The following is a 12,846-nucleotide window of genomic DNA, read 5'->3' as shown; positions in this document are numbered from 1 at the left end:
GTCGTATATGTGACCTAGATCACTAGGTTTTATGCAAATCGTGGGTTACGGTTTATGCAGATCGCCGATTACGCATGTGTCGATGAGGGAGAACGCAATGATTCCAAGGGCTTTGAGCCGAACTTGCGTCCGTCGGCGATATGCCTGCGAATAGCCTTCTATGACATCGGGTTGGCGGCCAACCTGCTGGGCATGGAATCGGCCGATCAACTGTTCACCAGTCAATATCGCGGCAACCTCTACGAGAACATGGTCGTGGTCGAGATCGTCAAACGATATCAGGCGCTCGGCAGGGAACCGAAGCTGTTCTACTGGCGTGACAGCAACAAGAAAGAGGTCGACCTGATCATCGAGAAGGGCGGGCGGCCGCTGTATGCTGTCGAGGTCAGGTCCTCGTCATCGTTCAAGCCGAAATCGTTCGAGATTCTCGAGGATCTCGCACCGGATTTCGGTCTGCCCGTGGACAACCGTTTCGTGGTCTATGGGGGAGAGGAATCCTTCGCGACCAGTCACGGTCAGGTCATCGGCATCACCGATCTCGGACGGTTGATCGGCTGACGACGCGTCCGTCCGCCAGCCTCTGCTGTCTCACCCCTCGAACGCTTGGTACACGTTCGCGGAGAGCGTTGCGATGTTCGCGGCGGCGGATTCGTCGACGTCGTTCGCCATCACGGCGATCACGTATGGGCGGGCGCCGTAGACGATTGCGACGTCGTTCTGCACCGCGGCCAGTTCGCCGGTCTTGTTCGCCACCTGCACGCCTGCCGGCACGCCCGCTGGGATCTTCGTGCGTCGCGTCTGCCCGAGCAGCAGGTCGACCATTCTCTTGCTCGCGTTCGCCGACACCAGTTCGCCCCGATACGCCTTGGAGAGGAACGTCCCGCAGTCGCGAGCCGACGTCCAGTTCTCGACGGCGTTGCCCGAGGCGGCGCCCGTCAGCGCGCGCAGCTCTTTCGTGCTGGAGAAGCCGTACCGTCCGGCGGTGTCGGTGACGGTCGCGATCGCGGCCGTGGTCCCGCCCTTGCCGCCGATGACGGCGAGTAGCCGGTTGGCCGCGTCGTTCGAACTGACCGTGATCATCTGCTGCAGGTTCGCGTCGATCGTCGCGTTGTCGGCGATCGTCCCGCGTTCGATACCGTCGAACACCGTGAGCATGATGTACAGCTTGATCAGCGACGCCGCGACCAGCGGTTTGTCGTTGATCGCCGTGTCCCGCCCGCTGCCGAGGTCGAGTGCGTACACGGACCAGTCGCCCGGATACTGTGCGACGGTCGATTCGATCGTCTGTCTCACCGCATCGATGCGCGCCGCATCCGGGTCCGGTGCGGCCGTTTCGGCTTTGTCGGTCCCGTCACCCGTACCTGTCATGTCGCCGTCCGCAGCATGTTTCGTCGTCGATGACGTGATCTGATTTCGGCCGGGGTCATCCGCTGCGCCGCCTGCCACGCCCGTCACGCGCGGATACGCGATGATCCCGGCGAGTACGGCGACCAGCAGCACCGCTGCCACGATGACGGCTGCGATCGGCGTGCGACTCCGCGCGGCGTGTGACCGTCCACGACGTCTATGGGAGGATGCGCTGCGGGCGGAACGGCGCCCGCCCATCACTCGTCCGCCTTGGCGAGCTGCTGGTCGATGTCGGCGAGGACGTCGCTCATGATCTGCGCCGCCGTGCCCTTGCCCTGATTCTGCGTGGCGAGCGCGACCGCCGCTTTGCCGTGCGGTGTGGTGACGACCGCGAAGTAGTTCCACGTGTTCTTGATGCCCTGTCCGCGATGTGCGTGGATGGTCATGTCGGTCGGAATCGCTACCCCTTCGGCCGCGACGTCAACGTTCATGAGGTCGGACACCCCGGCCGCATCCACCGCGGCGAGCATGCGTACGGCGTCGAACGTGGAGCTGGTGTTCTCGTAGCCGGCGTTGCTGGCCTGCACGTCGCCGAAGTTACGGTCCAGCGTAGTGTCGGCGTATCCGTGCTGCTTGAGCCACAGGTTGATCGCCTCGAAGCCGCCGAAGTCGGCGATCGCCTGATTGGCGGCCGCATTGTCCATCGTGGACATCATCGTCTGCGCCTCGGTGAGGGAATCGCCACCGTTCGACCGTGCGGCGAGATAGACGGGCAGGTACAGGCCTGCGGAAACGAACTTCGTGCGTGCGGCGACCGTGTTGGCCACGTCCTTTTCCGAATAGGACGTGTCGGCCGACGAGGTGCCGTCGCCGAGGAACATCGCCGAGACCGACACGTCGGTGGAGGAGTACTTGTCGGTGATCGACGACAACGACTTCGAGTTGGGCTTCGTCGCCTTGGCCTTCGCGTCGGCGTCGGATTTGGTTGCGGAATCGGCTTCGGACTTGTCCGAATCGGTCGTGTTCGACTGTCCGGTGGTCTGATTGGTCGGGGTCGAGCCGGTCAGGAAGTCCGGCTTGATGACGAACGCGAACACGAGCGCCGCGACGATCGCCACGGCGGCGATCGAGGCCACGACGATGATCCATATCCGGTTCGTCCTGGACCGTGTCGTGGCGGTCGGCGTGGGAGCCGGCACCGGCGAAGGCGAAGGACCGGACGCGGGTGCGGGCGAAGCCTGCGGGGGAGCCGGCACCGGATGATTCTGCGACGTTCCCCTCGTCGGTGTCGGCGTCGGTGCCGGTGCCGGTACCGGTACCGGTTGAATCGGCGCGGGCTCCGGCTGAGCTGCTGCGGACGACCCGGCGGGAGTCATCTGAGCAATCGGCGTGCCGCAGTTCGTGCAGAATCTCGTTCCGGGTTCAAGACTGTGACCGCAGTTCGTGCAGAAACGCATATGATCCCTTTCCTTCCCTGTGTTCTTCCCGCGTCGTTCTTGCGCATGCGCGTTGTCCTCCCGCATGAAGAACCACGTCCTATTATGGTATCCGTCATTCCAATGAACACCTATGGAGGACGACAAATGGTTGAGGAAACGAACGAGAAGCCGACGAAGCCCGTCGTCGAGAGCTTCCAGCTGGATCACACGAAGGTCAAGGCGCCGTACGTGCGCTACATCGACACGGAGAAGGGGCCGCACGGCGATGTGATCTCCAACTACGACCTGCGTCTCGTGCAGCCGAACGAGAACGCGATCCCGACCGCGGGCCTGCACACGATCGAGCACACGATCGCCGTGCTGCTGCGCGAGCGCATCGACGGCTACATCGACTGCTCGCCGTTCGGCTGCCGCACCGGCTTCCACCTGCTCACCTGGGGCGAGCACCCCACCGAGGAGGTCGCCAAGGCGCTGAAGGAGTCGCTCGAGTTCATCGCCTACAAGGCCACGTGGGACGACGTCCCCGCCACGACGATCGAAAGCTGCGGCAACTACCGCGACCACAGCCTGTTCACCGCGAAGGAGTGGTGCAAGGACATCCTCGCCAAGGGCATCAGCTCCGACCCCTTCGTCCGCAAGGTCGTCTGAGCCTTACGCCCGCTCGGCGATGCGCGTGATCGCGTCGTCCGATTCGTCGACGATGCGGCGCATCGCCGCCTCGGCGCCCGCGCCGTCGCCCCGGCGCACCAGCGCCGCGACCTCGCTGTGCAGGTCCAGCGCCTCCTGATTCGCGGTCTTCGGCATCAGCTCGTGATGCGTGCGCCCCTCGAGCGTGGCGACGATGACGTCGCCCAGATCGGCGATCATCAGATTCCCGCTCGCCTCCACGAGCGTGCGGTGGAACAGGCTGTCCGCATCGAGGTACTCCTGCTCGTCGGCGTGGTCCGCGTGCGAGACCATGCCGATCGCGGCCTCGGTCAGTGCCGCCCACTGCTCGTTCGTGGCGTGCGTGGCGGCGAGGCGCGCGGCCAGCGGCTCGACCGCCGAGCGAAGCTGCGATAGTTCGTGCAGCGCGTTCAGGCGGTGCCGCCCGCTCAGGCGCCAACGGACCACCTGCGGGTCGAACATGTTCCATTGCCGGATCGGGTTGACCGTCGCGCCCGCCTTGCGCCTGACGCTCACCAGTCCCATCGATTCCAGCACACGCGTCGCCTCTCGCGTGACCGTGCGCGAGGGGCTTTCGCCGCCGAGATCGGGGTCGGGGAGCCGGTCTCCCGGGGCGATGTCGCCGTCGACGATCGCCATGCCCCACCAGTCCAGCAGCCGGTCGTGCAACGGGCGTTCGTCACTCTGCCCGGCGTATTGACCGGTGCGCGCCGTATCTTCCGTCTTCTCCGTATTCATAGGACAAGTATCGCACAGGCGATGTGTTATGGCATACATATTCGACACGCCGTCCCTGAATCGTATTGCGTAATCCAAAACGGTGCGTTATATTGCATATCAACATACAAAACAGATTGGTTGACAGAGTTTCGTCATCCAATACAACGACTCAAAGAAGAGATGGATTATGAATACCATGATTCTCGCAGCGGCCACCACGGCGGCTGATACCGCGGTGCACCTCAACGGCACCCAGCTCGGCATCAGCGTGGTCGCCAGCATCGTCGTCCTGATCCTGCTGGTCACCGTCGCCAAGCTGCACCCGTTCGTCTCCCTGCTCATCTCCGCACTGGTCGTCGGCATCGGATCCGGCTACGGACCGGTCGCCACCGTCGAAAGCTTCTCCGACACCTTCGGCTCCACGATGGCCTCCGTCGGCATCCTCGTCGGCCTCGGCGCGATGCTCGGCCGCGTGCTCATGGACACCGGCGCCGCCGACTCCATCGTCGACACGCTGCTGGCGAAGACCTCCGTGAAGATGATCCCGTGGACCATGGCCCTGATCGGCGCTCTGATCGGCCTGCCCATGTTCTTCGAGGTCGGCCTCGTCGTGCTCGTGCCCGTCATCATCCTCATCACCCGTCGCTCCAAGCTGCCGCTCATGCGCGTCGCCATCCCGACCCTCGCCGGCCTGTCCGTCATGCACGCCTGCATGCCGCCCCAGCCCGGCCCGCTCGCTGCGCTCAGCTGCTTCAAGAACGGCTCCGTCGGCGTCACCATGATGTTCGGCCTGCCGATCGCCGTGATCACCGCCGCGCTCGTCGGCCCGCTCTTCTCCAAGTTCGCCGCCAAGTGGGTGCCGGTCGGCGCTCCCGAGAACTTCGAGACCGGCAAGGGCCGTGTCGACGCCGACGGCAACCCCGTCACCACCAAGCCGCCGTTCGCCCTGTCCGTGCTGTGCATCCTCATGCCCGCGATCCTCATGCTCGGCAACGCGATCTTCGAGATCGCCGCCCCCGATCAGGCCGGCTCCGACGCCCTCTACGCGCAGGTCTTCGCCTTCTTCGGCAAGCCCGCCATCGCGCTCGCCGTCGCCGTGGTCTTCGCGATGCTCGTGCTCGGCCGCGCCACCCACATGACCTGGAAGGCCGTCAACGACTCGCTCAAGGCCGCGCTTCCCCCGATCGCCGGCATCCTGCTCATCGTCGGCGCCGGCGGCGGCTACAAGGGCGTCCTCGTCGACACCGGCATCGGCGACATCATCGGCAGGTTCGTCGAAAGCTCCTCGATCTCCATCTTCCTCGTCGCATGGCTCATCGCCGCGTTCGTGCGCGTCGCCACCGGCTCCGCCACCGTCGCGATCATCACCACCGCCGGCATCCTCGGCCCCGTCGTCGACCAGATGGGCGTGACCGCCCCGGCCATCGCCCTGCTCGTCATCGCGATCGGCGCCGGCTCCGTGTTCCTCTCCCACGTCAACGACGCCGGATTCTGGCTTATCAAGGAGTACTTCGGCCTCGAGGTCGGCGAGACGTTCAAGACGTGGACCGTCCTCGAATGCCTGCTCTCGCTCGTCGTGCTCGCCCTCGTCATGATCGCCAGCATCTTCGTGCCCCTTGTCTGACCTCCCGCAATCCCTATAAGACTCCACGTACAAAGGAACCGCACCATGACCACCGCAACCGCCACCCCCACCCTCGCCGAGCGCATCATCGTCGAAAACACCATCCCCGCCAAGTACTTCAGCCACGCCAAGCCGATCATCGTCCTCATGGGCGTGTGCGGCTGCGGCAAGACCACCGTCGCCGAGCACCTCGTCGACCACTACGGCTTGAAGTACGCCGAGGCCGACGACTTCCACCCGCAGGCCAACATCGACAAGATGGCCGCCGGCCACCCGCTCACCGACGAGGACCGCTGGCCGTGGCTCGACACCCTTGCCGCGTGGATCGACGAGCGCATCGCCGTCGGCGAGCCCGCCGTCGTCACCTGCTCCGCGTTGAAGCGCGCCTACCGCGACAGGCTGCGTCGCGACGGCGTCGTGTTCGTCTACATGAAGGGCACGTTCGACGAGGTGATGGAACGCCTGTCCACCCGCGAGAACCACTTCATGAAGCCGGAGATGCTCCAAAGCCAGTTCGACATCCTTGAAGAGCCGGGCGACGACGAGGTCCATGTCGCCGCGCACATCGGACTGGGCACCCCCGAGCAGGAGGCGGCCGCCGTCGCGGGCGCGCTGCACCTGTGAGGACTCCGGCATCGTCAACGCATCGTCAATCACATCGCAACACCAACGCTACGACTCAGCAATCAGGACAGGAAGGCAACCGAAATGCAGATGGGTATGATCGGCCTCGGCCGTATGGGCGGCAACATGGTCAGGCGCTTGAGGGAGGACGGCCACGACGTCGTCGGCTTCGACATGAACCCCGACTCCGGGCGTGACGTCGATTCGCTCGAGGCTCTGGTGGCCGCGCTCGACGCGCCCCGCGTCGTATGGGTGATGGTTCCTGCCGGCGCCCCCACCGATTCGACGATCGCGCGTCTGGGCGAACTGCTCGAGCCCGGCGACATCGTCGTCGACGGCGGCAACTCCAAGTACACCGAGGACCGCGAGCACGCGGCCGCCCTTGCGAAGCGCGGCATCGGGTTCCTCGACTGCGGCGTCTCCGGCGGCGTGTGGGGCGCCGAACGCGGCTACGCGCTGATGATCGGTGGCGACGACAAGGACTACGAGACCGTCCTGCCGATCTTCAGGAGCCTCAAGCCCGAAGGTGAGTTCGGCCTCGTCCACGCCGGCCCGGTCGGTGGTGGACATTTCGCCAAGATGGTCCACAACGGCATCGAATACGGCATGATGCAGGCGTTCGGCGAGGGCTTCGCGACGATGCTGCGCAGCGAATACGTGACCAACCCGGCCGAGACGATGACCTCGTGGCGCACCGGATCCGTGGTGGCAAGCTGGCTGCTCGACCTGCTCGACAACGCCACCAGGAACGATCCCGAATTGAAGGACGTGCCGGCCGTCGCCAACGAGTCGGGTGAGGCCAAGTGGATGGTCGAGGCCGCGCTCGAACTCGGCGTGCCCACCCCGACCACCGCCGCGGCCCTATGGCAGCGTCAGGCCTCGCGCGGCGGCGCCGACGACATCCTCAGGGTCGTCACCGCGTTGCGCGCCCAGTTCGGCGGACATGTCACCAAGGTCGACGAGATCGCCACGCACTGAAACGACCACGCACCGAAACGGACATCACTGGTTTGTGCGGCGGACATGGTAGCGTAACCCGTCAGTCACCATTCCAACCGACCCAATCCGACCAATCGACCGTGAGGTGAATCGTGGTATCCAATACCTCCTCCCGGCGCTTCCGCCACGCGACCATGCACGATCTTCCCCAGATGCTCAAGATCTACGCGCACGCCCGCGAGCTGATGGCGCGCAACGGCAATCCCACGCAATGGGGCAACACGTTCCCGCGCGAGGAGGTCATCAGGGACGACATCGCCAACCAGCGCACGATGCTGCTCGTCGACACGCAGAACGGACACGAGCGCATCCTCGCCCAGTTCGCGTTGTGCCCGGGGGAGGACCCCACCTACAAGCACATCGACGGAGCCTGGCTGGACGATGACGCCTATGTCACCATCCACCGCATCGCGGCCTCCGGTCTGGTCAAGCACGCGGCGCGCGACTGCATCGCCTGGGCGCTCAAGCACTACGGCAATGTGCGCGCCGACACGCATCCCAACAACCGTGCCATGCAGCATGTGCTTGAGACCAACGGATTCGCCCGATGCGGGCTGATCCAGCTGATCGACCGTCCGACGGACACCACCCGCATCGCCTACCAGCGTCACGAGTGGTGAGGTGAGTGGACCGGCGAAACGCACTAGCCCCCTGCCGAAACCGTATCGGTCGGCAGGGGGCTAGCGCGTTTTGGCTGCGTATGCGGTTACAGCAGGCTCGTCGGATCGAGCTTGGCGAGATCGTCCGCCGGCAGCACCTCGGCGGCGTGCTCATACAGGCGCGGAATGCGGTTCCTCAGGCAGGTGAAGATCTCGTAGCTGATCGTATCGGCCGCGCGTGCCCAATCGTCGGCGGTCGGCTCGACGAACTCTTCGCCGCGGCCCGGGCCGAACAGTTCGACCGTGTCGCCCTCATGCACGCCGAGCGCGGCCGCCGAACCGTGCAGATCGAGGATGAACTGATCCATGCACACGCGCCCGGAGACGCGGTAGAGCTTCGGGCCCTCGGCGGTCATCACACGCACCGGGCCGCCCGGCTTCTCCACATGCTTGGCTCCCTGCATGTCGAATCCGGAGGCGGAGCGGTGGATGCCGTCCGCGTAGCCGAGCGGCACGATCGCCGTGGACGTGTCGTCCGGGGTCAGGTAGGTGCGGCCGTAGGAGATGCCGTGGCCGGCCTCCACGTCCTTGACGGTACCGAGCTGCGCCTGCAGACGCATGGCCGGGGTCAGATGCCAGTCGCGCGGCGTGCCCATCGCCGGGTCCGGTTCGTAGCCGTACAGGCCGATGCCCGGACGCGTGAGCTCGAAGTGGATCTCCGGACGGTCGAGCGTCGCCGCGGTGTTCGCGAGGTGGCGGATCTCGGGGGCGATGCCCGCGGCCTCCATACGACGGGTGAAGTCCTTGAAGTTCTCGATCTGACGGTCGGTGGAGGCGACGAACTCCGGCACGTCCGGCGAATCGGCCACGGCGAGGTGGCTCCACTGGCCCACGATGTGCAGCACACCCTCCTTGGCGAGCGGAACGAGCTTGGCGAGCGCGGCGTCGAAGCCGGCCGGGGTGAAGCCGTTGCGTCCGAAGCCGGAATCGACCTTCACATGCACGCGCGCCGTCTTGCCGAGCGTGCGGGCGGCCTCGGCCACGCGGTCGATGCCCGGCAGGGAGCCGACGGAGATGTCGATGTCGTTCGCGATGAGCTCGTCGAACGGCACTTCGGTGCCGTTGTAGACCCAGGTGAGAATGTGGCAGCGGTCGGGGCCGATGCCGAGCTTCCTGAGCAGCAGCGCCTCGTGCGACTGCGCGGTGCCGAGCCACGTGGCGCCGCCGGCCAGCGCGGCGAGGGCGGCGGGCAGCAGGCCGTGGCCGTAGGCGTCGGCCTTGACGACGCCCATCACGGCGGTGCCGGAGTTCGGACCTCCCACGACGTCCACCAGATGCGCCATGTTGTCGCGCAGGGCCCTCATGTCGATGATGGCCTGCGCCGGGTAGCGGCGGCGGGCGGCCGCGTAGTTGGCCTTGCCCTGTTCGTTGCTGAATTCGATTGCCGGAGCGGCATTCGCTGCGTTGATAGTCATGACGCCCTATTGTGGCGCGTCAGTGTGACGTGGCTGTGGGGGAGACCACATTGCGGCCTTGTGGGACCGCCGGATTGAAGCGTCGGTCGGGCGTTGAGCGGTGTCGGTCGGCGTGGATCGACACGGAGATGACGGGGAGATGACAGGGAGATGACAGGGAGACGCCGATTGGCGTGGTCCATATCGTGAACACATGGTGAGACGGCGCGCAGTGGTTCTCTCCGGTCCGACGTATACTCGCTTCTCACACGGTTCGCTTGCCGTTTTCCCTCCCGTAATATGCGGGGGCAACAATGACGACCGTATTCAAGACTCCCGGCGTTGAGGCGTGTCGGGGTCCCGGAATTCCGTCCGGCCAAGCCCCATTCCACTAATTCATGAGAGAAGAACCATGAATCTGTTCCGTAAGAAAACGGTGGATCAGCTTGTCGCCGAATCCACCCCTCTGAAGCGTACGATGCGCACGTTCGATCTGACGATGCTCGGCATCGGCGCGATCATCGGCACCGGCATCTTCGTGCTGACCGGCAAGGGCGCTCTGACCGCCGGCCCCGCCCTGTCCGTGTCGTTCCTGCTCGCCGCGATCTGCTGCGGTTTCGCCGGCCTGTGCTACGCGGAGTTCGCGTCGATGGCCCCCGTCTCCGGCTCCGCCTACTCCTACGCGTATCTGGCGTTCGGCGAGCTGATCGCGTTCGTCATCGGCTGGGATCTGATCCTCGAATACGCGCTGCAGGCCGCCACCGTGTCCGCCGGATGGTCGGGATACTTCAACAAGCTGCTTGAAGGGTTCGGCCTGCATCTGCCGGTTGAGCTGACCGCCGCATACGGCACCACGCCGGGCGTCACCACCTACTTCAACCTGCCAGGCTTCGTCATCGTCCTCATCATCACGTGGGTGCTGTCGATCGGCATCAACCAGACCAAGCGCACCAACGACATCATGGTGATGATCAAGCTCGTGATCATCGTCCTGTTCATCGTGTGCACCGTGTGGTACATCAACCCGGCCAACTGGAAGCCGTTCTCCCCGTACGGCATCTACACGTTCCAGCCCGGCTCCACGCAGCCGTATGGCATCGTGCCGGCCGCCTCGATCGTGTTCTTCAGCTTCATCGGCTTCGACGCCGTCTCCTCCTCCGCCGAGGAGACCGTCAACCCGAACAAGACCCTGCCTCGCGGCATCCTCTACTCCCTCGGCATCTCGACGGTGCTCTACATCATCATGACGCTCATCATGACCGGCATCGTGCCCTACAAGGAGTTCGCCAAGTTCATCGACGCGCCGGTCGCCGGCGTGATCCTCGCCACCGGCATGAACTGGCTGGCGTTCATCGTCAACCTCGGCGCCCTCGTCGGCATGACCACGGTGATGCTCGTCCAGCTGTACGGACAGTCCCGCATCTGCTACGCGATGAGCCGCGACGGCCTGTTCCCAGAGTTCTTCGGCCACGTGCACGAGAAGTACCGCACCCCGTTCAAGGGCACCTGGTTCTTCGGCATCCTCACGGCCGTCGCCGGAGGCTTCATCAACATCAACGTGCTGTTCGAGCTGGTGAACATCGGCACGCTGAGCGCGTTCATCATCGTCTCCGCCGGTATCCTGTGGATGCGCAAGACCGCGCCCGACGCGCACCGCGGCTTCAAGGCCCCGGGCGTGCCTGTCACCCCGGTCATCTCGATCATCTTCTGCTTCATCCTCATCGCCGGCCTCAACTGGGAGACCTGGCTGCGCTTCGCCGTCTGGTTCGGCCTCGGCCTCGTGGTCTACTTCGCCTACAGCCGCAAGCGCTCCAAGCTCAACGGCGCGGATGGTGTAGATAAGGCCGCCAAAGTCGCCGCCAAGTGATCCAACTCCCCTCAGCGTCACTTATTCCCGAGATCATCCCATCTCTCGGTAATAAGTGACGTTGGTCATCCGTAAGCGTCACAAATTCCCGAAGTCCCCATGGATCTCGGGAATAAGTGACGCTTACTGCTAGTGAGCGTCACAAATTCCCGCGGTGCCCTATGCTGGAGGCATGGAAACGACGCTGGATGGGGAAGCGGTCCTGAGCGGCGAGGGGTACACCGCCTTCGACGAGGAACGCTGGGCGATCGAACCGCCCAAATCGAAATCGCGCACCGCGTTCGAACGCGACCGCGCCCGACTCATCCACTCGTCGGCATTGAGAAGACTCGGCGCCAAAAGCCAGGTGCTCGTCGCCGGCACCGACGACTTCGCGCGCACACGGCTCACGCACACGCTCGAAGTCGCCCAGATCGGCAGACAGGTCGGCAAACTGCTCGGCTGCGATCCGGACGTCGTCGACTGCGCCTGCCTCGCCCACGACCTCGGACACCCGCCCTTCGGGCACAACGGCGAGAAGGCGCTCGCCGACATCGCCCGCAACATCGGCGGCTTCGAAGGCAATGCGCAGACCCTCAGACTGCTCACCCGACTCGAACCCAAGATCATGCATCCCGACGGCCGATCCGCAGGAGTGAATCTTACGCGAGCCTCGCTCGACGCCGCCGTCAAATACCCGTGGACGCTCGATCAGGCCGCCGAATACGCGAAAATCAAAGGCGTCAAACCCACGAAGTTCTGCGTCTACCCGGACGACATGGACGTCTTCCGCTGGCTCAAGATCGACGCTCCCGAAGCCACCAAGCCGATGGAATGCCAGGTCATGGACCTCGCGGACGACATCGCCTACTCCGTGCACGACGTGGAGGACGCGATCGCGACCGGCGCGTTCGAGCCGATCGTCCTCACCGATCCGCGCATGCTCGACCACATCGTCGAGGCGACGCGCGACTGGTACGGCGACAAATGGGATCCCGACCTGCTGCTCGCCGCATTCCGCCGACTGCAGCGCCTCGACATGTTCCCCATGCACTTCAATGGCTCGCGCTCCTCACTCGCACAGCTGAAGAACATCACCTCGGATCTCATCGGCAGATTCGCGTGGAGTGTCGAGGAGGCGACGCGCGACACGTACGGCCCCGGCCCCCTGACCCGCTATTCGGCCAGCGTCGTCATCCCCGAGGACACCGCATACGAGATCGTCGCCCTGAAGGGCATCGCCGTCTACTTCGTGATGGCCCCGCGCGAGCACGAACCGCTGCACCTCGAGGAACGCAGGATCGTCGAGGACCTGATCGACGTGCTCATGGCCGACTCGCCCCGCCCCTCCGACGTGCTCGAAAGTCAGTTCCTCGAGGACTGGGACTCGGCCTCCAACGACGACGAGCGGCTGCGCGTCGCCGTCGACCAGGTCGCCTCCCTCACCGACGCCTCAGCCCTCGCCCTCCACTCGATCCTGTGCTGACGCGCCATTGGCATTAGCTTTGAGGTGTGTCCGGTCCGGACC

13 protein-coding genes and 1 pseudogene are annotated in these 12,846 nt (G+C 64.9%); 9 read left to right on the top strand and 5 right to left on the bottom strand.

Annotated elements, in window-relative coordinates; translation table 11 throughout:
* The first annotated feature begins 54 nt into the window (after positions 1-54).
* Positions 55-558: a DUF4143 domain-containing protein gene (locus EMB92_RS03375; protein WP_150393750.1), complete on the top strand. Its 504-nt coding sequence runs from the start codon at positions 55-57 to the stop codon at positions 556-558.
* Between the two features lie 30 nt (positions 559-588).
* Here EMB92_RS03375 and EMB92_RS03370 read toward each other — a convergent pair whose 3' ends face one another.
* Complete coding sequence (locus EMB92_RS03370; RefSeq protein ID WP_223847542.1) at positions 589-1,509, bottom strand: serine hydrolase; 921 nt, start codon at positions 1,507-1,509, stop codon at positions 589-591.
* A gap of 95 nt (positions 1,510-1,604) precedes the next feature.
* Complete coding sequence (locus EMB92_RS11465; RefSeq protein WP_223847577.1) at positions 1,605-2,465, bottom strand: serine hydrolase; 861 nt, start codon at positions 2,463-2,465, stop codon at positions 1,605-1,607.
* Here EMB92_RS11465 and EMB92_RS11635 point away from each other — a divergent pair.
* Positions 2,428-2,610, top strand: a complete 183-nt coding sequence (locus tag EMB92_RS11635) for a hypothetical protein (protein WP_223847582.1) — start codon at positions 2,428-2,430, stop codon at positions 2,608-2,610. The two genes, EMB92_RS11465 and EMB92_RS11635, sit on opposite strands and share 38 nt — an antisense overlap.
* Before the next feature lie 125 nt (positions 2,611-2,735).
* On the opposite strand, the pseudogene EMB92_RS11895 reads toward EMB92_RS11635, so the two are convergent.
* Positions 2,736-2,804, bottom strand: a pseudogene (locus EMB92_RS11895) (zinc-ribbon domain-containing protein); the annotation flags it as partial.
* Positions 2,805-2,930: 126 nt separating this feature from the next.
* Here EMB92_RS11895 and EMB92_RS03360 point away from each other — a divergent pair.
* Positions 2,931-3,434 (top strand): S-ribosylhomocysteine lyase, encoded by a 504-nt coding sequence (locus tag EMB92_RS03360; protein WP_043166846.1) that lies wholly within the window; start codon positions 2,931-2,933, stop codon positions 3,432-3,434.
* Positions 3,435-3,437: 3 nt separating this feature from the next.
* On the opposite strand, the gene EMB92_RS03355 is transcribed toward EMB92_RS03360, so the two are convergent.
* Entirely contained in the window at positions 3,438-4,190 is a 753-nt protein-coding gene (locus EMB92_RS03355) for a FadR/GntR family transcriptional regulator (RefSeq protein WP_150393749.1), read from the bottom strand.
* 169 nt (positions 4,191-4,359) lie between these two features.
* Between EMB92_RS03355 and EMB92_RS03350 the strand changes: the two genes are divergently transcribed.
* The 4 genes from EMB92_RS03350 to EMB92_RS03335 all read left to right on the top strand — a co-directional run bounded on the left by EMB92_RS03350 (position 4,360) and on the right by EMB92_RS03335 (position 8,039).
* Positions 4,360-5,796 carry a GntP family permease gene (locus EMB92_RS03350; RefSeq protein WP_223847541.1) on the top strand — a complete coding sequence of 479 codons (1,437 nt, stop codon included), beginning with the start codon at positions 4,360-4,362 and terminating at the stop codon, positions 5,794-5,796.
* Positions 5,797-5,841: 45 nt separating this feature from the next.
* Positions 5,842-6,420, top strand: a complete 579-nt coding sequence (locus EMB92_RS03345) for a gluconokinase (RefSeq protein WP_223847540.1) — start codon at positions 5,842-5,844, stop codon at positions 6,418-6,420.
* A gap of 84 nt (positions 6,421-6,504) precedes the next feature.
* Complete coding sequence (gnd, locus tag EMB92_RS03340; protein ID WP_150393748.1) at positions 6,505-7,398, top strand: phosphogluconate dehydrogenase (NAD(+)-dependent, decarboxylating); 894 nt, start codon at positions 6,505-6,507, stop codon at positions 7,396-7,398.
* Between the two features lie 155 nt (positions 7,399-7,553).
* Complete coding sequence (locus EMB92_RS03335; RefSeq protein WP_181281171.1) at positions 7,554-8,039, top strand: GNAT family N-acetyltransferase; 486 nt, start codon at positions 7,554-7,556, stop codon at positions 8,037-8,039.
* Between the two features lie 86 nt (positions 8,040-8,125).
* On the opposite strand, the gene alr is transcribed toward EMB92_RS03335, so the two are convergent.
* Positions 8,126-9,493 carry an alanine racemase gene (alr, locus tag EMB92_RS03330; RefSeq protein ID WP_150393747.1) on the bottom strand — a complete coding sequence of 456 codons (1,368 nt, stop codon included), beginning with the start codon at positions 9,491-9,493 and terminating at the stop codon, positions 8,126-8,128.
* A gap of 391 nt (positions 9,494-9,884) precedes the next feature.
* On the opposite strand from alr, the gene EMB92_RS03325 reads away from it, so the two are divergent.
* Positions 9,885-11,339, top strand: a complete 1,455-nt coding sequence (locus EMB92_RS03325) for an APC family permease (protein ID WP_140445161.1) — start codon at positions 9,885-9,887, stop codon at positions 11,337-11,339.
* Positions 11,340-11,511: 172 nt separating this feature from the next.
* A complete protein-coding gene (locus EMB92_RS03320; RefSeq protein WP_150393746.1) occupies positions 11,512-12,804 on the top strand; it encodes a deoxyguanosinetriphosphate triphosphohydrolase in 1,293 nt (430 codons plus the stop codon).
* Positions 12,805-12,846 lie beyond the last annotated feature (42 nt).

This window comes from Bifidobacterium callitrichos, assembly GCF_008698085.1.
In the GTDB taxonomy this organism is placed as follows: Bacteria; Actinomycetota; Actinomycetes; order Actinomycetales; family Bifidobacteriaceae; genus Bifidobacterium; species Bifidobacterium callitrichos.
This window is presented reverse-complemented; position numbering and strand designations above follow the sequence as displayed.